Genomic DNA, 21,686 nt, shown 5'->3' on the forward strand with positions numbered 1-21,686 from the left:
GCGACCCCCACCCACGCGCCCAAGGCGGCTACCGCCCGGCCGCCCGCATCAGCCGGCCGCCCAACTCCCTCACGCACTCCACCAGTTCCGTCGGCTCATGCACAGTGAACTCGCAGTCCAGCATCGCGAGCCGCACCGCCAGCCACTCCACCGCGTCACCGACGGAGGCACGCAAGCGGCAGCTGTGGTCGTCGATCGGCTCGGGCGCCCCGAGCCATCGGGGCAGCCGGGCCCCGACGAACTCCGCGGGCACGGCGAACGTCACGTCGAACTCGTACGTCTCCTGCCGCCGGTACATCGACTGCCGCAGGAACTCGGCCGCGCTCCCCGTCGGCAGCTCGCGCGGCGCGAAGCGGGCCCCGGTGGCGAACGGGTCGGCCACCCGGTCGACGCGGAACGTACGCCAGTCCTCACGGTCGAGGTCGTACGCGACCAGATACCAGCGGCGCCCGGTGGACACGAGCCGGTACGGCTCGGTCCGGCGTCGGCTCTCCGTCCCGTCCCTGGCGCGGTACGCGAACCGCAGCCGCTCCTGCCCCGCGATCGTCGAGGCCATCACGGTCAGCGTCTCGGGCGCGATGCTGGCGCCGTCGCCGCTGGTCAGGGGAGTGGTGGCGGCTTGGAGAGTGGAGACGCGGTGCCGCAGGCGGCTCGGCAGGACCTGTTCGAGCTTGGCCAGCGCCCGTACGGAGGCCTCGTCGACGCCCTCGACGGCGTGCCCGGCGCCGGCCCGCAACCCGACCGCGATCGCCACGGCCTCCTCGTCGTCGAGGACCAGCGGCGGCATGGCCTTCCCGGCGACCAGCCGGTATCCGCCGTCCGCGCCCTTCGACGCCTCCACCGGATACCCCAGTTCCCGCAGCCGGTCGACATCCCGCCGCACAGTTCGCCGCGAGACCCCGAGCCGGTCGGCGAGCTCCCCGCCGGGCCACTCGCGCGGGGTCTGAAGCAACGAAAGCAACTGAAGGAGCCGGGCCGGGGTGTCGGTGCTCATGGGATCCATCTCCCTCTACGTAAGCCCCGATAGGGGGGCGGGGAACTGCGCAGTCTTTTAGGGGCGCGGGGCTGTGACATCAGCGGCTCCGCCGCGGGGCGCGACCAGCCACGACGCACCGGCACTCCCCAAGCGCACCGCCGCCGTTTCCACTATCTCCGAGCATGCCCCATAAGTAGGACATGATCTGACCTATATGCCTCCTACCTTCACGACATGACCTCTTCCAGCAGCACCCCCGAGTCCCCCCGGCCGGAGGCCGACCGGCGGCGCTGGTTCGCGCTGGCCATCGTCATGACCGCGGCCTTCATGGACCTGGTCGACGTCACGATCGTCAACATCGCGATCCCGTCGATCCAGGAGGACGCGGGCGCCTCCTTCAGCCAGATCCAGTGGATTACGGCCGGGTACGCGCTGGCCTTCGCCGCGGGCCTGATCACCGGCGGGCGGCTCGGCGACATCCACGGCCGCAAGCGGCTGTTCCTGATCGGCATCGGCGGATTCACGCTCGCGTCCGCGCTGTGCGGCTTCGCGGTGAACCCGGACATGCTCGTCGCGTCCCGCATCCTCCAGGGCGGCATGGCCGCGCTGATGGTGCCGCAGGTCCTGTCGATCGTGCACGCCACGTTCCCGGCGCACGAGCGCGGGAAGGTGTTCGGGCTGTTCGGGGCGGTCGTCGGGCTCGGGGCGGTGCTCGGTCCGCTGCTGGGCGCCCTGCTGACCGAATGGAACCTGTTCGGCCTGGAGTGGCGGCCGATCTTCCTCATCAACCTGCCGGTCGGCATCGCGGGCCTCGTCCTGGGCGGCAAATTCATCACCGAGTCCAAGGCCCCGCACGCCCTGAAGCTCGACCTCGTCGGCGTCGCGCTCGCCACGCTCGGTCTGCTGATGCTGCTCTACCCGCTCATCCGCGGGCGCGAGCTGGACTGGCCGGTGTGGGGATACGTGTCGATGGGCGGTTCCCTCGTGGTCTTCGCGGTGCTGGTGGCGTACGAGAAGCGGAAGACGGCACGCGACGGTTCTCCTCTCGTCGAGCTCTCCCTCTTCAAGGTGAAGAGCTTCGCGGCGGGTATCGCCGTGCAGACGGTCTTCGGGATCGCTCTCGGGATCTTCTTCCTGGTCTGGACGCTCTACATGCAGATGGGCCTCGGCTGGGGCCTGCTGCGGGCGGGCCTGACGGGCGTCCCCTTCTCGATCGCGGTGTCCCTGGCGGCCGGTCTGTCGGTGCAGAAGCTGACGCCCCGGTTCGGTCGGAAGGTGCTCCAGGCGGGCGCGCTGATCATGGGCCTCGGTGTGCTGATCTACATCTGGGAGTCCGAGCGGTACGGCATGGCCATCGCCTCCTGGCAGATGGCTCTCCCGCTGGTCGTCATGGGCGTCGGCATGGGCCTGATCGTGGCCCCTCTGACGGACGCGATCCTCTCCGAGGTCCCGCGCGAGCACTCCGGCTCGGCGTCCGGCCTCATCAACACGGTCCAGCAGATGGGCAACGCGCTCGGCCTCGGCCTGGTCTCCGTCGTCTTCTTCGGCACGATGTCCGACCGACTGCGCCCGGCCGAGACGGGCCCCGCCTTCGTCGACGCCTTCCAGCACGCGATGGTCTGGGTGGCCGTGGTCATGACGGTCATCTTCCTGCTGATGTTCGCTCTTCCGAAGCGTCCGGCCCAGCAGGTGGAGGGCGCGGAGGCCACCGAGGCCATGCCCGCCAAGGAGCCCGAACTCGTCGGCTGACAACGGCGGTTCACCGGAACCGAGGCCTGTGGCCCGGCCCTCGAATGGGCCGGGCCTCGCGGCATGCCGCCGCTCACCGACGGCTCGATGCCGCTCACCGACGGCTCAATGTCCGTTCATGCCCATATCAACGCCCGAACCTGTTTACTTTGCGGAAATATGGGCGTAGCCTCACGCTGAAACCACAGGTTCGGGCACAGGGCGGAGGCGAACGGACATGTACGCACCGGAGCGGCAGCAAGAGATTCTCCGGCTCGCGCGTGATGGCGGACGTGTGGACGTGGTGTCGCTGGCCGAGGAGTTCCAGGTCACGGCCGAGACGATCCGGCGCGACCTGAAGGCCCTCGACCGGGCGGGACTCCTGCGCCGGGTGCACGGCGGTGCCATCCCCGCCGGGCGCCTCGACTTCGAGCCCGACCTCGCCGAGCGGGAGACGACCGCCGCCGACGAGAAGGACCGCATCGCGAAGGCGGCCCTGGCCGAGCTGCCGGGCGAGGGCACGATGATCCTCGACGCGGGCACGACGACCGCCCGCCTCGCCGGGGCCCTCCCGCTGGAGACGACCCTCACCGTCGTGACGCACAGCCTGCCCATCGCGGCCCGCCTCGCCGACCACCCCGGCATCCAGCTCCACCTCGTGGGAGGCCGCGTCCGGCACCGTACGCGCGCGGCCGTCGACGCGTGGGCGCTGCGGGCGTACGGAGAGATCCGCGCGGACGTCGTCTTCCTCGCCGCGAACGGCTTCTCCGCCAAGCACGGCCTGACCACCCCCGACCTCGCCGAGGCCGCCGTGAAACGCGCGGCTCTCACCGCCGCGCGACGCGTCGTGCTGCTCGCGGACTCGGCCAAGCACGGCCAGGAGCACTTCGCCCGCTTCGGCGACCTCGGCGAGGTGGACCTGCTGATCACCGACAGCGGGCTGAGCCCAGAAGACGCCACCGCGATCGAGCGCGCCGGCACGGAAGTAGTGCGTACATGATCCTCACCGTCACCCCGAACCCGTCCCTGGACCGTACGTACGAGGTCCCGTCGCTCGACCGTGGCGAGGTCATACGGGCCACCGGCGAACGCATGGATCCCGGTGGCAAGGGCGTCAACGTCTCGCGGGCGGTCGCCGCGGCCGGACAGCGCACGGTGGCCGTGCTGCCGCTCGGCGGTGCGCCGGGCGCGCTCGTCGCCGACCTGCTCGACGCGCAGGGCATCGAGGTCGCGCCGGTCCCGGTGGCCGGGGCGACCCGCTCGAACATCGCGCTCGCCGAGGCGGACGGGGTCCTGACGAAGATCAACGCGCCCGGGCCCGAACTCTCCTCCGCCGAGGAGGAGTTGCTCCTCGAGACCGTCCGGCAGCAGTCCAGCGACGCCGACTGGATCGCCTGCTGCGGCAGCCTGCCGCGCGGCCTCGCGCCGTCCTGGTACGCCGCGTTGGTCGCCCGCGCTCACGCGGCGGGCGTCCGGATCGCGCTCGACACCTCCGGCCCGGCGCTGCTCGCGGCCCTCCGTGAAGGGCCCGACGTCGTCAAGCCGAACGCCGAGGAGCTCGCCGAGGCGGTCGGCCGCCCCCTCGCCACGGTCGGCGACGCGGTCAAGGCCGCGGAGGAACTGCGGCAGATGGGCGCGCGGGCCGTGCTCGCCTCCCTCGGCGCGGACGGGCAGCTGCTCGTCAGCGAGGAGGGCGCGTGGTTCGCGAGCGCGCGTGTCGACACCGTACGCAGCAACGTGGGCGCCGGAGACTCCTCGCTCGCCGGGTTCCTCATCGCCGGCGGCAGCGGGCCCGACGCGCTCGCCTCCGCCGTGGCCCATGGCGCCGCCGCCGTCCAGCTGCCGGGCAGCGTCATGCCGAGCCCGGCAGACCTCGACCCCTCCGCGGTGACCGTCACATCGGAGGTCCCCGTGGACCGTGCACTGACGGAGCCGGTGTCATGAGCCCCCGCCGGATTCTCCCCACGATCGCCTGTACGACCTCTCGTACGGCTCTCCGTACGGTCGCCTCCCGTACGGCCACTGAACCGGCCCTGAAGCGGTGGGGCCACCCCTTACCCGCCGCAGCCGCACTGAGGCGGGGTTCCCCCCGCCCCGCCTCAGCGCTCCCCCTGGTCCCCACAGCAGTCCCCATAGCCGCCGCAGTCCCTGACCGCGGCACCCCCGTCCCCACCCTCGCCCACAAATCTCCCCGGGCGATACGCGTGCGAAGGAGCCCGCGATGAGCGAGATGATCACCGCGGATCTGGTCGACCTCGACCTGTCCGCCGATACGAAGGAAGCGGCGGCGCGCGCCCTCGCCGAGCGCATGGTGTCCCTTGGCCGGGTGACCGACCTGGAGGGCTTCCTCGCCGACGTCGCCGCCCGCGAGGCGCAGATGCCGACCGGCCTCGACGGCGGCATCGGCATCCCGCACTGCCGCAGCGAACACGTCACCGAGCCGACGCTGGGCTTCGGACGCAGCGCGGCCGGGATCGACTTCGGCGCCCCGGACGGGCCCGCCGACCTGATCTTCCTGATCGCCGCCCCGGCGGGCGCCGACGACGCCCACCTCACGATCCTGTCGTCGCTGGCCCGCCAGCTGATGAACGCCGAGTTCACCTCCGCGCTGCGGTCCGTGGACGACGCGGCGGGCGCGGCCGCGCTCATCCGCGGGGACGAGTCCCCGACGGCCGCCCCCGCGTCACCCGTCTCCGAGGACTCCGCGGCGGTGTCGGGGACGGCCTCCACCGATGCCGCCGCGGACAGTACGGCCCCGGTGCCGGGTGCGGTCGGGAACAGCTCCGCCCCGGCGCCGGGTGCCACCGACGGTGCCCCTGACGGCACCTCTGACGCGAAGGGCGGCGGCCGGCCCTTCCGTATCGTCGCCGTCACCTCCTGCCCCACCGGCATCGCGCACACCTACATGGCGGCCGAAGCCCTGGAGAACGCGGGCCGGGAGAACGCCGACATCGAGGTCGTCGTCGAGCCGCAGGGCTCGGCGGGCTTCAACCGGCTCGACCCGGCCGTCATCGCCGCCGCCGACGGCGTGATCTTCGCGCACGACGTCCCCGTACGGGAGAAGGACCGGTTCGCCGGGAAGCCCACCGTGGACGTCGGCGTGAAGGCGGGCATCAACCGGCCCGCCGAGCTGATCGCCGAGGTCCGCGCGAAGGCCGAGCCCGGCGAGGTGACCGCGGCCGCGAAGGGCGGCGGTACACCGGTCGAGCGGGCCGGCGAGCCCGGCGAGGGCTACGGCACGAAGCTCCGCAAGTGGCTGATGACCGGCGTCAGCTACATGGTGCCGTTCGTCGCGGCGGGCGGTCTGCTGATCGCCCTCGGGTTCGCGATCGGCGGCTACCAGATCAACGAGGCCAAGTCGGTCACCGAGCACTTCGACTGGGGTCAGGTCGACAGCTGGGGAGCCCTGCTCTTCCAGATCGGCGCAGCGGCCTTCGGGTTCCTCGTCCCGGTTCTCGCCGGCTACATCGCGTACGGCATGGCGGACCGACCAGGTCTCGTCCCCGGCTTCGTCGGCGGCGCGATCTCCATCACGATCGGCGCGGGTTTCCTCGGCGGTCTGGTGGCCGGTCTGATCGCCGGTGGTGTCGTCCTCGGAATCCAGCGGGTGAACATCCCGGCGCCGTTGCGCGGCGTCATGCCGGTGGTGGTGATCCCACTGGTCTCCTCGATCGTCGTCGGCTTCCTGATGTTCGTGGTGATCGGCAAGCCGATCGCCTCGGCGCAGGACGCGCTGACCGACTGGCTGAACGGCCTCAGCGGCACCAACGCCATCCTGCTCGGCGTGCTGCTCGGCCTGATGATGTGCTTCGACCTGGGCGGTCCGGTCAACAAGGTCGCCTACACCTTCGCGACGGCCGGCATCTCGGTCGCGGCGCCCAGCGACTCCGCGATGAAGATCATGGCGGCTGTGATGGCCGCCGGTATGGTCCCGCCGCTGGGCATGGCGCTCGCGACGACCATCCGCAAGAAGCTGTTCACCAAGGCAGAGCAGGAGAACGGCAAGGCGGCCTGGGTGCTTGGAGCCTCGTTCATCTCCGAGGGCGCGATCCCGTTCGCGGCCGCCGACCCGCTGCGGGTCATCCCGGCCTCGATGGCGGGCGGCGCGGTCACCGGTGCCCTGACCATGGCCTTCGGCTCGACCCTGCGCGCCCCGCACGGCGGCATCTGGGTCACCTTCCTGATCGGCAAGCCCTTCCTCTACCTGCTGGCCATCGCGGTCGGCACGGCGGTCACGGCCGGCCTGGTCATCGTCCTGAAGGGCATGCGCAAGACGACCCCTGAGGGTGTGGCGAAGGCGCCCGAGGCACCGGCCACGAGCCAGACGAAGGAGCCGGTAGCGGCCTGAGTCTCCGCCGAGAGCGAGAAAAGTCGTGGCCCGGGACTTTCAAGTCCCGGGCCACATCGTCGCCCCCGCAAGGGGCGCGGGGCTGTGACATTTGCGGCTCCGCCGCGGGGCGCGACCAGCCCACGGCAACCCGCGGACTCGCAGACTGCGCCCACAGACCCCGCACACCGAGCAACCGCCGGAGGCGCGCCGCTCAACCGCCGGAGGCGTCCCGCTCAACCGCGGGAAGCCCGCCGCTCAACCGCCGGAGGCGTCCCGCTCAACCGCGGGAAGCCCGCCGCTCAACCGCCGGAGGCGTCCCGCTCAACCGCGGGAAGCCCGCCGCTCAACCGCCGGAGGCGTCCCGCTCAACCGCCGGAAGCCCGCCGCTCCATGGCCTCCCGCGCGTCCTTCTCCGACGGATACACCTCGCACATGTGCCGCCCATCGGGCGTGGCCGTGTGCTCGACCTCCCACAGGGACAGCTCGCGCCCGTCGCGGAGCAGGAACGCGTGCTCGTAGAGCGAGAAGCACAGCCCCATCTCACCCGCCCGGCACGGCGGCCCGAAGGCCTGCGTGATCTGGTGCGCGAACGCCGTCCGCAGCAGCCCGGCCATGTCCTCGCCCGGCCGGTCCGTGTTCTCGGCGCGGCGCAGCAGCCGTCGGCCGTGGTCCGCCGAGTCGTCCGGAACGTACGCGTGGCGGGGATCGGGGATCGGGGACAGCCGCACCATGACGGGCAGTTCGAAGTCCGGCGCGTCCGGCGGCAGTGGCAGTCGCGAGGTCGCGGCGCGCAGCTCCTCCGCGTCCTCGTACACCTCATGCTGCGTGACGCAGTCATGCGCGGTGTTGTGGACGAGCTCCCAGAGCGTGAGCGCGCTCCCATCGGCGAGCAGCCAAGTATGCCGATACGTCTCGCGGTGCAGCCCCGCGCTGTGGTGCGCGGAGTGCAGAGAACTGTCGTGGGCCAGCGCCCGGTCGAGTCGCCGTATCGTCTCGTCGGCCAGCTCGAAGGAGTTCAGGGCGCGGCCGAGGAGTCGCTCGAGATGCTCCTCCGGAGACTCGGGCGACTCGGGTGGCTCGTACGCTGCCGTCTCGTACGGAACGCTCAAGGCTTCTCCCGGCGTTGCTGCATGTCACCTTGTGGGTGCATACCGTAGCCCCTCGGTCGGACATCATGTCCGGGAACCGAGAAAACGTACGCACAGAAAACGTGGAGGCGGTGTGAGGAGTTCCCCCACGGCCTCGCCGACCTTCGAAAACCCTTGGTCAGAGGGCACTTCCGGCGGTCCAGGCACTCCATGCCATGTTCCAGCCGTTGAGCCCGTTGTCCGGTGCGACCGTGCTGTCGGGGGAGTTCTTGACCGTCACGACGTCCCCGACGAGTGAGTTGTCGAAGAACCACTTGGCCATCGTGTCCCCCTTCGCGCCCTGCGCGTCCGCGAGCCCCACGCAGCCGTGGCTGGTGCCCTGCTTCCCGAAGGGCGGATTGCCCTTGTTGTACCAGTAGTTGCCGTGGATGAAGGTCCCCGACGTCGTCAGCCGCATCGCGTTCGGCACGTCCGCGATGTCGTACTCCCCGCCGTAGCCGACCGTCGACCCGTTCATCCGCGTCTGCCTGGACTTCTCGGAGATCACCATCTGCCCGTTGTACGTCGTGTGCTCCGGGCTGCCCGCCGAGATCGGAACGCTCTTGACGGTCTTCCCGTCGCGCACGACCGTCATGGTCTGGGTGTTGACGTCGACCGTGGACACCTGGGAGCGCCCGACGGTGAAGGTGACCGTCTTGTCCTGCACGCCGTAGACGCCGTTGGCGCCCTCGACCCCATCCAGGCCGATCTTCATCGTGACCTCGGAACCGGCCTTCCAGTACTCCCGCGGCCGGAAGTCCAGCCGCTGCGTACCGAACCAGTGCCCCACCACCTCCTGCCCGCTGCTCGACGTGACCTCGATGTTCGACTGCACGGCCTTCTTGTCGCTGATCGCCTTGTCGAACGTGAACGACACCGGCATCCCGACCCCGACCGTGGTACCTCCGTCGGGCGTGTACGTCCCGATGAAGCTGTTGCTCGAAGACACCGTCGTGAAGACCGAGTTGGCCGCCGCCGTCTTCCCGTCGCCGTCCTTGGCGGTGGCCGAGATCTGATACTTCGTCCCCCGCTCCAGCTGCTCCTTCGGCTTCCAGCTCTTCCCGTCCGCCGTGATCGACCCCGGTACGGCCGCTCCCGTGGCCGACTCCGTCAACCTCACCCCGGTCAGCTTCCCGTCGCTGACCTTCACCCCGGTCGAGTTGATCGACGCCCCCGTCGAACCGTCCTCCGCGGAGATGGTGATCTCCGCCGTCGATGACCTGGCCCGGCCGTCCTTGTCGTCCGAGCCTTCGGCCTTCGCGTCGCCGCCGCACGCGGTGAGGGCCAGGGCGCCGACCACCAGGGCGGCACAGGCCACCAGCGCGCGCCTCGCTGCTATGTCCGGCGTTGTCACGGGCTGCTCCAAGTTCTCGGGATGTGAGTGATCTGCGCCGTTCCGTGGAGAAGGTCCGTGGAGAAAGAGGAGAACTCGGACCGCCCAGGTTCCCGCACCCCGCCGTGAACGCCATCACGTGACAGACCCGGGACAATCCCCGGCCCTACGGCCCCCGCACGCTCGCCTGCCGGCCGCCTCCGGCGCGACTGCCCGCCCCACCGGTCCCGCCGGTGCGGGTACGTCCATCCGCGCCCGGCGGTGCGGGTACGCCTATCCGCGCCCGCCGGTGCGGGTACGTCCATCCGCACCCACCCGTGCGGGTACGCCCCACCGGCCCCACCGGCGCGGCCCGCCCATACGCCCCACCGGCCCCACCGGCGCGGCCCGCCCATACGCCCCACCGGCCCCACCGGCGCGGCCCGCCCATACGCCCCACCGGCCCCACCGGCGCGGCCCGCCCATCCGCGCCCGCCGCCGGCACGGCCACGCACATCCCCGCCCGCCTATGGGCTCCTGGACAACTCCTCGCCTATCCCCTCCCGTACAACTCCCCATACGCCGGCCAGACCCCGCCCGGCCCCTCCACCGACTCGGCGGCCCGTACCGCCCGCACGATCGCCCGCGTCACGAGATCCGCACCCGCCGCGAGGATCTCGTTCAGGGCGAGCGGGTTCTCCTCCGCCAGCGGACGCGCTCCCGTGGCGAGCGCGAAGACCGTGTCGCCGTCGTTGAGCAGGTGCACCGGCCGCACGGCGCGTGCGATGCCGTCGTGGGCCGTGCCCGCGAGCTTCTGGGCCTGTGCCTTCGACAACTCCGCGTCGGTGGCGACCACGGCGAGCGTGGTGTTCAGCGGGGGCATGTTGTTCCTCGCCGCGGCCTCGGCGAGCCGCGCCCGCGCCGCCTCGTGAACCTCCTTGGCCGGACAGCTCATACGCCCCTGGACCAACTCCCCGTACAACGCCCCCGTCCCCGGCTCCACCACCGAACCCGCCGCGTTGGCCACGACGAGCGCCGCCACCGTGACACCCGAGTCGAGCACGGCACTCGCGGTGCCGACCCCGCCCTTCATCATCCCGACGGCCGCCCCGGTCCCGGCCCCCACGCATCCCTCCCGCACGGGCGCGCCCGGCTCGCTCGCCGCGGCGGCCTCCACCGCCTCACGGCCGGTCGCCGCGTCGGGCCTGGCCCGGAAGTCACCGCCGCGGCCCAGATCGAAGACGCAGGCCGCGGGCACGACCGGCACCACCTGGTGTGGATCGGGCCCGACCCGCACCCCGCGCCCCCGCTCCTCCAGCCAGGCCATCACGCCCGCCGCCGAGTCCAGCCCGTACGCGCTGCCGCCGGTCAGAACGAGCGCCTCGACCCTCCGCACCACGTTGCGCGGATCGAGCGCGTCGGTCTCCTTGGTGCCAGGCCCGCCGCCGCGTACGTCCACGGCCGCGACGGCGCCGCCTTCCGGGGCGAGGACGACCGTGGTGCCGGTGAGCCAACCGTCGCCGGTCCGCGTGGCGTGTCCCACACGCAGCCCGGCCACATCCGTCAGAGCGTCAACTGTCATGAGCCCAGTGTCGACCCACCGCACGCCACCTCACGCGACCGAAGCCCCCGCATCCGCATCCGTATCCGCATCCGAAGCCCCCACTTGCTCCCGCGCGGCCATCCGGGCGGTCAGAGCCACTCCCACGGCCACCGACAGCGCCGATACGATCCCCGCCGTGAGCACCGCCCAGTCACCCAGGAACGTGCACACGAGCACCGCCAACGCCGTCGTGGGCAACACGAGTTGCTGAACCGTGCCCACCTTGAAGTGGCGGGCGTGCAGCGCCCAGACCGTGAGGAGGAACAGCGCTGTCGGCAGCGTCACCGCGGCCGACGCGGCGAGCGTGGAGATGTGCGCCTTCCCGACCGCCTGCTCCACCGCGACCTCCAGTCCGGCACCGATCGCCGCCGCCGACGCGAAGATCAGGTAATGGCCGTACCCCCACAGGAACGCCCTTCTGCTGGAAACGAGATGGCCGTGGATCGGCACGACGAAGTAGATCCACCACGCGGCGAAGATGATCAGCAGCCCGCCCGAGGCGATCGGGAGGAGCTCGCCCAACGCGTCGTTCTCGTCCACGCCCGACTTCACGGCGATCGTGGCCGCGGCGATCGTCTCGCCCAGAACGATGATGGTGAACAGCCCGTACCGCTCGGAGATGTGGTGGGGATGCCAGGAGGTGTTGGTCTCCTTCTCCGCGTACAGCGGGACGCACATCTCGGCGATCGCCATCACCAGGAACACCCACGGCCGGCCCGCCTCCGGCAGGAGCAGCAGCCCCAGCCAGCCGACCTGACAGAGCATCACCCCGCCCGCGTACCTCATTGTCATCCGTCGCTCGGCACCCTCGGCGGACCGGGACGCTCGCAGCCACTGCGTGATCAGCGCCAGCCGCATGATCACGTAACCCAGCAGGACGAACAGGAACTCGCGGTCCTCGAAGGCCCGGGACACCCCGGCGGCCAGCACCAGCACCCCGGCGATCTGGACCAGCGTGATCACCCGGTACAGCGCGTCGTCGTTGTCGTACGCCGACGCGAACCAGGTGAAGTTCATCCACGCCCACCAGATGGCGAAGAACACCATCGCGTAGTTCAGGATGCCCTCGGCCGCGTGCGCCTCGGCGACGGAGTGCACCAGCTGCACTCCCGCCTGCGCGATGGCCACGACGAAGCACAGATCGAAGAAGAGCTCCAGCGGCGACGCGGCCCTGTGCTCCTCGTCGCGTCCGCGTGCGGTCATTCTGCGCAGCGGACCGCGGGCGGCAGGGGCTTCGGAGGGGCGCGGGGCGGATTCGGAAGCGGGACTGGACGACATCATGTGCCCAAGCACAGCAGAAATCAGCCAAGAATTCAGGGGCACGTCGAGACCCGAGGGACCACGAGAACAGGCAGATCAGGTGAGGTGGGAGGGGGCGGGACCGCTGTGTGCGACCGGGGCGGGAGGCCAGAGCGCTGTGCGGGGGCGCCAAGCTTCCGGGGTTGCGGCCCGGACCTGCCCCGCCCCCGTACCCTGGACGCATGAGTACCGCCCCCGAACCCGAGTCACCCGACCCCAAGGCCGCACTGGTCTTCGACGACCCGCTGAGCCGGCCCTCCGCGGACGACACGGACCACGGGTGGGGCGAGCGGCCCAGCGGTGACAGCGCCGCGGACCTGGCCCGCTTCCTCGACGAGAAGCCTCCCCACCACCTCTGAACCCCGCGGGCCCACCGGACAGCGGTCGCTCCGCGCGCCCACTGGGCGGCAGTCGCTCCGCGCGGCCACCGGACAACGCCCGTTACTGGTCGTTGTGCCCCGAGCCGCGCTGCGCGACCAGGGCGTCGCGGATCTCCTTCAGGACCTCCAGCTCGGTCACCTCGATCACTTCGTGCGTGCCCTCCTTCGCCTTCTGGCGGGCCACTTGCTTGGCCAGGTACTTGGACATCGGCAGCACCATCAGGAAGTAGACGACGGCTGCGGTGATCACGAAGGTCAGCGTGGCGCTGAGGACGGAACCCCACATGATGGGGATGCCGCTCGTCGCGGTCCCCGTCGCCTCGTCGAAGTCGCAGGGGTCCTTCAGACACGAGCTGTACCTGTCGAGGTCCTTGGTACCGAAGGCGCCGACCAGCGGGTTGATCACGCCCTTCACCAAGGAATTGACGATGTTGGTGAAGGCGGCGCCGATGACCACCGCGACAGCCAGATCGACGACGTTCCCGCGCATCAGGAAGGCTTTGAAGCCCTCCCAGACGCTCGGATCCTTCTTCTTCTCGCTCACCAGGGAGCCCCTCTTCAGCCGCGCAAGTCGTGGAACGAACAGCTCCGCAACCTACGTCAGGGCGCGGCTGCCCTGTCCAATTCCCCAGCTCCAACGAGGGACTTGACAGCCATTTTGTGATCTTTCTGAGCAGGCTCAGCACAAAGTCACCGCCAGCCGTGAGGTCGCGCCCGCGCCGGCCAGACGCGTCGCAGTCCTCCGTGGCACGGACAGTACGACCAGCGCCCCGCCCTCGGCCACGCTTTCCGCGCTGTCGGGGGACTCGGGCACCTTCGTCACCCGCGCCCCGCGCGCGACCACCTGTGCGTCGCCCGCGCCTGCCGCCGACTCCGCCGCCGCGACGACGTCGACCCGGTCTCCGGGCCGGAGCAGCCGCACCGTCGCGCCGTCGGCGATCCGCACCGGCGCCGTCACCATTTCGACCGGCCGCCGCTCCCGCATCGGATCAGCCACCGGACGGGCATGCGGCGGCCCCGTGTCGGGTGGCCCGGTGTCCCGAGGCCCCGCCGCGACCAGCGCCGCCGCCGTCACCGCGAGCCCCGCGGCCACCGCCCGCCTCCGGTGCCGTGCGAGCCGGCGGAGCTGGTACCGACCGCCGCGCACCCGCACGGGAGCGAAGTGCGGCACCTCGCATGTGACAGGGGCGTCCGTGCCCAACGGACGCGGGAAGGAGGACGGGAGAGAAGAGGGGAAGGAAGAGAGGTGTGACACGGGTACCACCGCCTGCGGTCGGGAGATCGGCTTGCGACCCCAGACTGCGGCCTCGCGCCGAATCCCGCCGACGCCCGTGGACTACCGCCTGGTTGTGGACAACTGGCTCACTCGAAGGGGAAGTTCCGTCCCGCCGAAGCGTGCATCGCCCACATCTCCCGCACTGCTCACTCGCTCACACCACCCAGGGCGGCAACGCCCGTCACCTCTACGGCAGCTCGAATCCCGGATCCATCCCGCCCAGCGCTGTCGCGCACAGGCAGTCGCGCGTCCCGTTCCCCGGCAGCCCCGCCACCGCGTCGAAGAGCACCCCGCGCATCCGGTCCACATTCGCCGCGAACACCTTCAGCACTTCCTCGTGCGAGACGCCCTCCCCGCTCTCGGCGCCCGCGTCGAGGTCGGTGACCAGGGTCAACGACGTGTAGCAGAGCTCCAGTTCACGGGCAAGCGCCGCCTCGGGATGCCCGGTCATGCCCACCACCGACCAGCCCTGCGCCTGGTACCACAGCGACTCCGCGCGGGTCGAGAACCGTGGTCCTTCGACCACCACGAGTGTCCCGCCGTCCACCGGCTCCCAGTCCCGCCCGCGTGCCGCCTCCAGTGCGACCTCGCGTCCGACGGGGCAGTAGGGGTCGGCCAGCGACACGTGCACCACGTTCGGCACGTCGCCCCCGGGCAGCGGCAGCCCGTCGAAGTACGTCGGCGTCCGGGTCTGCGTACGGTCCACGAACTGGTCCGGCACGAGCAGCGTCCCCGGCCCGTACTCGGGGCGCAGCCCGCCCACCGCGCACGGCCCGAGTACCTGGCGTGCCCCGACGGAGCGCAGCGCCCACAGGTTGGCACGGTAGTTGATGCGGTGCGGCGGCAGATGGTGGCCGCGGCCGTGGCGGGGGAGGAAGGCGACCCGCCGCCCGGCGAGCTCGCCGAGGAACAGGGAGTCGCTGGGTGGCCCGTACGGGGTGTCCACCTGTATCTCGGTCACGTCGTCGAGGAAGGAGTAGAAGCCCGAGCCGCCAATGACGCCGATCTCGACGTTCTCCGTGTTCGCCATGAACGGCACCCTAGCCCGGCCCGGAAACGCCGAAGACCCTGCCGTCGTACGACGACAGGGTTCCGTAAGAAAGCTCTGCGCGAGAAGGCCCTACGCGGCGTTGCTGCTGCCGGAGGAGGACGAGCTCGTGGACGACGGCTTCGAGTCCGAGGAGGACTTCGATTCCGACGAAGACGACGACGTCGAGTCGGACGACGAACTCGACGACTTCGAGGCCGAGGCCGGGGCGGGGCTGCTGCTCGACGACGAGCCGCGGCTGTCGTTGCGGTAGAAGCCGGAGCCCTTGAAGACGATGCCGACTGCTGAGTACACCTTCTTAAGGCGGCCATCGCAGCTGGGGCACTCGGTAAGGGCGTCGTCGGTGAACTTCTGCACCGCCTCGAGGCCCTCGCCGCACGCGGTGCACTGGTATTGGTAGGTCGGCACTTTGTCTTCCTCCTGGCACTCTCACTCAGTGAGTGCTAACGACGGTCCATAGTGACGTATTCCGAGAGATCAGTCCACTGCCAGCGGCACTCGGTGACCGACGCCACGTGCGACGGTCCGGCTCACCGACCGGGGCGCGAGCCGTGAGCGCAGGGCCAGGAGGGTCGCCAGGGCGAGCAGGGTGCCGCCCATCGGTACGAGGAATCCGGCGCCGTCCCACAGGCGGTCCTCCAGCTGTCCGGCGACCGTGACGGCGGCCGCCTGCCCGAGCGCGACGGCTCCGGTCAGCCAGGTGAAGGCCTCTGTGCGGGCGCCCGTCGGCACCAGGCCGTCGACCAGTGTGTAGCCGGTGATCAGGGCGGGTGCGATGCACATGCCCACCAGGAGCCCGATTCCGGCGAGGACGACCACGGACTGTGCGGCCCACAGTCCGGAGGCGGCCACGGCCAGAGCCGCGTACCCGATGACGAGACGGCGCCTCGGGGCCACCTTCCAGGCGATCGCGCCGCAGACGATGCCGGAGAGCATGTTGCCCGCGGCGAAGGTCCCGTACAGGACGCCGTTCAGGCCGGGCCGGCCGATCGACTCGCTGAACGCGGCGAGGGAGACCTGCATGCCGCCGAAGACGGCGCCGATGCCCAGGAAGGCCGCGATCAGAACGCGTACTCCGGGGACCGACAGAGCCGAGGCGTGCTCCACGCGTGCGTGCCCGTCGAAAGCGGCAGAGGGCTGTGTGCTCCTCTGGGCCGCGAAGAGCAGACCGCCGAGGAGGGTGAGCGCGGCCTCGGTGAGCAGGCCCGCGGCCGGGTCCACGGCGGTGCACAGCGCGGTGGCGAGGAGCGGTCCGAACACGAAGGTCAGCTCGTCCGTGACGGACTCGAAGGCCGCCGCCGTCGTCATCAGGGGCGAGTCCTGAAGCTTGACGCCCCAGCGGGCGCGCACCATGGGCCCGATCTGCGGTATCGAGGCGCCGGTCGGCACGGCGGCCGCGAACAGTGCCCACAGGGGAGCGCCCGCGAGTGCCAACACGGTCAGGGAGAGGACGGCCAGGGTGTGCACGAGGACGCCCGGCAGCAGCACGGCGCGCTGGCCGTGGCGGTCGGCGAGACGGCCGGTGAGGGGCGCGAACAGTGCCATGGAGACACCGGTCACGGCGGCGACGGCGCCGGCGGTCCCGTACGAGCCGGTGGTGTGCTGCACGAGCAGCACGATGGAGATGGTCAGCATCGCGAACGGCTGTCGCGCGGCGAAGCCTGGGAGCAGGAAGGTCCAGGCGCCGCGCGTACGCAGCAGCTGTCCGTAGCCCGGGCGGGAGGAGACCGGAGTCCGGGCGGACTCCGAAGTGACCGTGGATGCCACGGCCCGTGCCTTTCTGCCGCCTGGTAGCGCGACCCCTTCACGGGGCTCGGGCGCCGAGAGCTGTCCTCTTGCGCGGAACTGCGGTAGATGCCGGGCCGCCCACTGGGAGGGGCACCGCGGCCGCCATACGGTCGCGCCAGCTCTGCGTCAGGCAGAGTTGGTTCAATCAAAGATGCGCCTTGATGATACAGGGCTGAACGATTCTGCTCCTGTGAAAACCAGCACCTTCTTTATAGATGCCTGTGATTGTGCGCCCGGGCTCAATCTTCCGTTCCGGAGGACCGAGCCCCGCCCCCGTCGGGCTCAGTCCTCCGGCCCGTTCCCGCTCGTCCCCAGCCAGCCCGCCAGCTTGCCGCCCCGGCCGACCGCCCGCAGCCGCCGCTCGGCCGCGTCCTTGACCGGGTCTGTGGCCACCACGAGGAGTTCGTCGTCCCGGCGCAGCACCGTCGTGGGCAGCGGGACGAACGATTCACCGTCGCGCACGATCAGAGTGACCGCGGCGCCGGCGGGCAGCCGCAGCTCGGCTACCTCGACGCCGTGCATCTTCGATCCCTCCGGGATCGCGACGGACAGCAGATGTCCGCGCAGCCGCTCCAGCGGCGCCGACTCGATCCCGAGGTCGGCGGCCTCCGTGGCGGACTTGCCCAGGTGCAGCTTCCGGGCCAGCCAAGGGAGGGTGGGCCCCTGGACGAGGGTGTAGACGACAACCAGCACGAAGACGAGGTTGAAGATCCGTCGGCTGTCCTCGACGCCGTTCACCATCGGGATCGTGGCCAGGATGACCGGCACGGCGCCGCGCAGCCCGGCCCAGGACATCAGGGCCTGTTCCTGCCACCGCATACGGAAGGGCAGCAGCGCGAGTACGACGCTCAGCGGTCGCGCCACCATGGTCAGCACCAGCCCGATGAGGATCGCGGGCCAGATGTCGTCTCCCATCTCGTGCGGCGTCACCAGCAGCCCGAGCAGCACGAACATGCCGATCTGGGCGATCCAACCGAGCCCGTCGGCGAAGCCGCGGGTGGCGGGCCAGTGGGGCAGTTTCGCGTTGCCGAGCACCACCGATGCCAGATACACGGCGAGGAAGCCACTGCCGTGGGCCAGCGCCCCGGCCGCGTACGCCGTGACAGCGATCGCCATGACGGCGATCGGGTAGAGGCCGGACGCGGGCAGCGCCACGTGCCGCAGCCCGAACGAACCGAGGAAGCCCACCGCGAGACCGATGGCCGCGCCGATGACCAGCTCCAGGGTGATCTCGCCGATCAGCACGTACCAGTGCTCCACAGGACCGGCTGTGGAGAACGCCACAACGAGGATGACCACAGGGGCGTCGTTGAAGCCCGACTCGGCCTCCAGAATGCCCGTCACGCGCGCGGGGAGGGGCACTTTCCGGAGCACCGAGAAGACCGCCGCCGCGTCCGTCGAGGACACCACCGCGCCGATGATGAGCGCCTGGCGCCATTCCAGCCCGATCAGGTAGTGCGCCGCCGTGGCCGTGACTCCGACGCTCACCGCGACGCCGACGGTCGACAGTACGGAGGCGGCCGGGAGTGCCGGCTTGATCTCCTTCCACTTCGTGCCGAGACCGCCCTCGGCCAGGATCACGACCAGGGCCGCGTACCCGATGACCTGCGTCAGTTCGGCGTTGTTGAAGTGGATGTCGCCGATGCCGTCCTGGCCCATGGTGACGCCGATGCCCAGGTAGACGAGCAGGCTGGGGAGCCCGCTGCGCGAGGAGATCCGAACCGCTGCCACCGCGACGAGCAGAACGAGCGAGCACACGAGCAGGAGCTGGTTGAGGTCGTGGACAGTCAGCGGCTGTTCCCTTCGCGCCGTTCCGAGTGGATCAGTTTGATCAGTTCAACTACTTCGGTGAGTCAACTACTTCGTTACCTTACCTAACTCTTGACGCTTTCTTGACCATTCACCGGCCAAGATCGAACTCCCATACGTCTGGTTCCCGACTCCGCGTCAAGTGTGAGTCGGCCCTGCGCCTATGGTTGCTCCATCGTTCAGTCAAAAGCACAGCCCGGTCTGCCGCTCGCGTTAGGACAGCAAGGACAGCGATGCCCCCTACTACCACCGCCTCTTCCGGCCGGAAGCCCGGCAAGTCCGGCAGGAAGAAGGGGCGCAGAGCCCGTCTGTTCCTGATTGTCCTGGTTTTGGCCATAGTCGGCGGCGTTGCCTACGGGTCGTACTGGAGTGTCAGTACCGTGCGGGCCTCCTTCCCGCAGACCAAGGGCTCGATCACGCTCGACGGGCTGTCGGGCCCCGTGGACGTCAAGCGGGACGGCTACGGGATCCCGCAGATCTACGCCTCCACCGACGAGGACCTGTTCATGGCGCAGGGCTACGTCCAGGCGCAGGACCGGTTCTACGAGATGGACGTACGCCGTCACATGACGGCCGGCAGGCTCTCCGAGATGTTCGGCGAGGACCAGGTCGACAACGACGAGTTCCTGCGCACGCTCGGCTGGGACCGGGTCGCGGAGGAGGAGTACAAGACCAAGCTGTCGGCCGGGACGAAGAGGTACCTCCAGGCCTACGCCAAGGGAGTCAACGCCTACCTGAAGGGCAAGGACGGCGAGGACATCTCCCTGGAGTACGCGGCCCTCGGTTTCACCAACGACTACAAGCCCACGGAGTGGACTCCGGTCGACTCCGTGGCCTGGCTCAAGGCGATGGCCTGGGACCTGCGCGGCAACATGCAGGACGAGATCGACCGCTCCCTGATGACCAGCCGCCTCAGCCCGAAAGAGATCGCCGACCTTTACCCGGAGTACCCGTACGACCGGAACAAGCCGATCGTGCAGGAGGGCGAGTACAACAGCGTCACCGAGGAGTACGAGCAGCGCGGCACCGCCGTCGGTACGCAGTCCGCGGCCGGCACCGGGCTCACGAACGACGCCACGGCACCCTCCGGGCTGCAGGGCCAGCTCTCGGGTCTCTACGACGTGCTGGACGACGTGCCCACGGCCGTCGGTGTGAACGGCAACGGCATCGGCTCCAACTCCTGGGTCGTCGCCGGCGAGCACACCATCAGCGGCAAGCCGCTGCTCGCCAACGACCCGCACCTGTCGCCCTCGCTGCCGTCGGTCTGGTACCAGATGGGCCTGCACTGCACGAGCATCTCCGAGAAGTGCCAGTACGACGTCTCCGGCTACACCTTCGCGGGCATGCCGGGCGTCGTCATAGGCCACAACGAGAACATCGCCTGGGGCATGACCAACTCCGGCGCCGACGTCACCGACCTGTACCTGGAGAAGCTCACCGGGGACGGCTACGAGTACGACGACGAGGTGCGGTCCTTCACCACCCGCACGGAGAAGATCAACGTCGCGGGCGGCAAGAGCCAGAGCATCGTCGTCCGGGAGACCAACAACGGACCGCTGCTGTCCGACCGCGACGACGAACTCGTGAAGGTCGGCAAGAAGGCAGCCGTCGACAACGCGGCACCCGACCGCGGCGACGGCTACGCCATCGCGCTGCGCTGGACCGCCCTGGACCCCGGCACCTCGATGGACGCCGTCTTCGCGATGAACAAGGCCGCCGGCTGGACGGACTTCCGCAAGGCGGCCGCCCTCTTCGACGTGCCCTCGCAGAACCTGGTCTACGCCGACACCGAGAACAACATCGGCTACCAGCTGCCCGGCAGGATCCCGATCCGCGGCGAGGGCGACGGCTCGCTCCCGTCACCCGGCTGGGACTCCAAGTACGAGTGGACAGGCTTCATCAAGCAGGCCGAGCTGCCCTACGAGTACAACCCGAAGCGCGGCTACATCGTCACCGCCAACCAGGCCGTCGTCGACAAGGACAAGTACCGGTACACGCTCACCACGGACTGGGGCTACGGCACGCGCAGCCAGCGGATCTCCGACCTCATCGAGTCGAAGATCAAGGGCGACGGCAAGATCTCGACCGACGACATGCGTCAGATGCAGCTCGACAACAGCAGCGAGATCGCCAAGCTCCTGGTGCCCAAACTGCTCAAGATCGACGTCGCCGACAAGGACGTCCGCGAGGCGCAGAAGCTCCTGGAGGGCTGGAACTACACCCAGGAGGCCGACTCGGCGGCGGCCGCGTACTTCAACGCGACCTGGCGCAACATCCTGAAGCTCGCCTTCGGCAACAAGCTGCCCAAGGAGCTGCGGGTCAAGGGCCAGTGCCTGTCCGTCGAGCCGGCCGACTCCACCGGTCCCGTCGACGACGAGGACGACAAGGTGCGCGAGTGCGGCCAGCGTGAGGCGGACAGCGCGCAGCCGGACGGCGGTGACCGCTGGTTCGAGGTGGTCCGCGAGATCCTCGACGACGAGGACAACGACTGGTGGTCGGCGCCCAGTACGCGCCTCGACAAGGCCGTCGACACCCGTGACGAGCTCTTCAAGCGGGCCCTGACGGACGCCCGCTGGGAGCTGACCGCCAAGCTCGGCAAGGGCATCGACACCTGGAGCTGGGGCCGTCTGCACCGGCTCTACCTGAAGAACCAGACCCTGGGCACCGAGGGCCCCGGCTTCCTGCAGTACATGCTCAATCGCGGCCCGTACAACATGAGCGGCGGCGAGGCGGCGGTGAACGCCACGGGCTGGAACGCCGCGGGCGGCTACACGGTGGTCTGGGTGCCGTCGATGCGGATGGTGGTGAACCTCGACGACATGGACAAGTCGAAGTGGATCAACCTCACCGGCGCCTCCGGGCACGCCTACAGCGCCCACTACACCGACCAGACGAGCAAGTGGGTCAACGGCGAACTGCTGCCCTGGCCCTCCACGGAGCGGGCGGTCGACAAGGCCACGTCGGACACGCTGGTTCTGAAGCCCTGAGAAAACACGCGAAATTGCCCTCC

At 70.2% G+C, this 21,686-nt stretch carries 17 protein-coding genes; 6 read left to right on the forward strand and 11 right to left on the reverse strand.

What is annotated here, in order from left to right; genetic code table 11:
• Positions 1–28: 28 nt before the first annotated feature.
• Complete coding sequence (locus tag ACTWQR_RS19785; RefSeq protein ID WP_443228432.1) at positions 29–994, reverse strand: helix-turn-helix transcriptional regulator; 966 nt, start codon at positions 992–994, stop codon at positions 29–31.
• A 216-nt stretch (positions 995–1,210) separates the two neighbouring features.
• On the opposite strand from ACTWQR_RS19785, the gene ACTWQR_RS19790 reads away from it, so the two are divergent.
• From ACTWQR_RS19790 to ACTWQR_RS19805, 4 genes are all read left to right on the forward strand, one after another.
• The gene (locus ACTWQR_RS19790; RefSeq protein WP_443228433.1) at positions 1,211–2,725 is read left to right on the forward strand and encodes an MFS transporter; all 1,515 of its coding nucleotides are present in this window, start codon (positions 1,211–1,213) and stop codon (positions 2,723–2,725) included.
• A gap of 217 nt (positions 2,726–2,942) precedes the next feature.
• A complete protein-coding gene (locus ACTWQR_RS19795; RefSeq protein WP_443228434.1) occupies positions 2,943–3,704 on the forward strand; it encodes a DeoR/GlpR family DNA-binding transcription regulator in 762 nt (253 codons plus the stop codon).
• A complete protein-coding gene (pfkB, locus tag ACTWQR_RS19800; protein WP_443228435.1) occupies positions 3,701–4,648 on the forward strand; it encodes a 1-phosphofructokinase in 948 nt (315 codons plus the stop codon). Before ACTWQR_RS19795 ends, pfkB begins: the two co-directional genes overlap by 4 nt.
• Positions 4,649–4,925: 277 nt before the next feature.
• On the forward strand, positions 4,926–7,052 hold the full coding sequence (locus tag ACTWQR_RS19805; protein ID WP_443228436.1) for a fructose-specific PTS transporter subunit EIIC: 2,127 nt from the start codon (positions 4,926–4,928) through the stop codon (positions 7,050–7,052).
• Positions 7,053–7,399: 347 nt separating this feature from the next.
• Here the strand turns inward: ACTWQR_RS19805 and ACTWQR_RS19810 are convergent, their stop codons facing one another.
• The 4 genes from ACTWQR_RS19810 to ACTWQR_RS19825 form a co-directional block, all read right to left on the reverse strand.
• On the reverse strand, positions 7,400–8,143 hold the full coding sequence (locus ACTWQR_RS19810; protein WP_443228437.1) for a DUF6227 family protein: 744 nt from the start codon (positions 8,141–8,143) through the stop codon (positions 7,400–7,402).
• A gap of 157 nt (positions 8,144–8,300) precedes the next feature.
• Positions 8,301–9,515 carry a L,D-transpeptidase gene (locus ACTWQR_RS19815; protein ID WP_443228438.1) on the reverse strand — a complete coding sequence of 405 codons (1,215 nt, stop codon included), beginning with the start codon at positions 9,513–9,515 and terminating at the stop codon, positions 8,301–8,303.
• 511 nt (positions 9,516–10,026) lie between these two features.
• Positions 10,027–11,055, reverse strand: a complete 1,029-nt coding sequence (locus ACTWQR_RS19820) for a P1 family peptidase (RefSeq protein WP_443228439.1) — start codon at positions 11,053–11,055, stop codon at positions 10,027–10,029.
• Between the two features lie 30 nt (positions 11,056–11,085).
• Positions 11,086–12,357 (reverse strand): low temperature requirement protein A, encoded by a 1,272-nt coding sequence (locus ACTWQR_RS19825; protein WP_443228440.1) that lies wholly within the window; start codon positions 12,355–12,357, stop codon positions 11,086–11,088.
• Positions 12,358–12,557: 200 nt separating this feature from the next.
• Here ACTWQR_RS19825 and ACTWQR_RS19830 point away from each other — a divergent pair, with 200 nt between their 5' ends.
• Complete coding sequence (locus ACTWQR_RS19830; RefSeq protein ID WP_443228441.1) at positions 12,558–12,734, forward strand: hypothetical protein; 177 nt, start codon at positions 12,558–12,560, stop codon at positions 12,732–12,734.
• Positions 12,735–12,816: 82 nt separating this feature from the next.
• Here ACTWQR_RS19830 and mscL read toward each other — a convergent pair whose 3' ends face one another.
• The 6 genes from mscL to ACTWQR_RS19860 all read right to left on the reverse strand — a co-directional run bounded on the left by mscL (position 12,817) and on the right by ACTWQR_RS19860 (position 18,625).
• A complete protein-coding gene (gene mscL / locus ACTWQR_RS19835) occupies positions 12,817–13,299 on the reverse strand; it encodes a large conductance mechanosensitive channel protein MscL (protein ID WP_443228442.1) in 483 nt (160 codons plus the stop codon).
• A gap of 135 nt (positions 13,300–13,434) precedes the next feature.
• Positions 13,435–14,037 (reverse strand): hypothetical protein, encoded by a 603-nt coding sequence (locus ACTWQR_RS19840; protein WP_443228535.1) that lies wholly within the window; start codon positions 14,035–14,037, stop codon positions 13,435–13,437.
• A 181-nt stretch (positions 14,038–14,218) separates the two neighbouring features.
• Positions 14,219–15,061, reverse strand: coding sequence for an S-methyl-5'-thioadenosine phosphorylase (locus ACTWQR_RS19845; protein ID WP_443228443.1), 843 nt, complete (start codon positions 15,059–15,061; stop codon positions 14,219–14,221).
• Positions 15,062–15,151: 90 nt separating this feature from the next.
• Positions 15,152–15,487, reverse strand: coding sequence for an FmdB family zinc ribbon protein (locus ACTWQR_RS19850; RefSeq protein ID WP_443228444.1), 336 nt, complete (start codon positions 15,485–15,487; stop codon positions 15,152–15,154).
• 69 nt (positions 15,488–15,556) lie between these two features.
• Entirely contained in the window at positions 15,557–16,846 is a 1,290-nt protein-coding gene (locus ACTWQR_RS19855) for an MFS transporter (RefSeq protein ID WP_443228445.1), read from the reverse strand.
• 303 nt (positions 16,847–17,149) lie between these two features.
• Positions 17,150–18,625 carry a potassium/proton antiporter gene (locus ACTWQR_RS19860; RefSeq protein ID WP_443228446.1) on the reverse strand — a complete coding sequence of 492 codons (1,476 nt, stop codon included), beginning with the start codon at positions 18,623–18,625 and terminating at the stop codon, positions 17,150–17,152.
• 284 nt (positions 18,626–18,909) lie between these two features.
• Between ACTWQR_RS19860 and ACTWQR_RS19865 the strand changes: the two genes are divergently transcribed.
• A complete protein-coding gene (locus ACTWQR_RS19865) occupies positions 18,910–21,663 on the forward strand; it encodes a penicillin acylase family protein (protein WP_443228447.1) in 2,754 nt (917 codons plus the stop codon).
• The last annotated feature ends 23 nt before the right edge of the window (positions 21,664–21,686 follow it).

It is taken from the genome of Streptomyces sp. 2A115, from assembly GCF_052245575.1.
GTDB lineage: Bacteria > Actinomycetota > Actinomycetes > Streptomycetales > Streptomycetaceae > Streptomyces.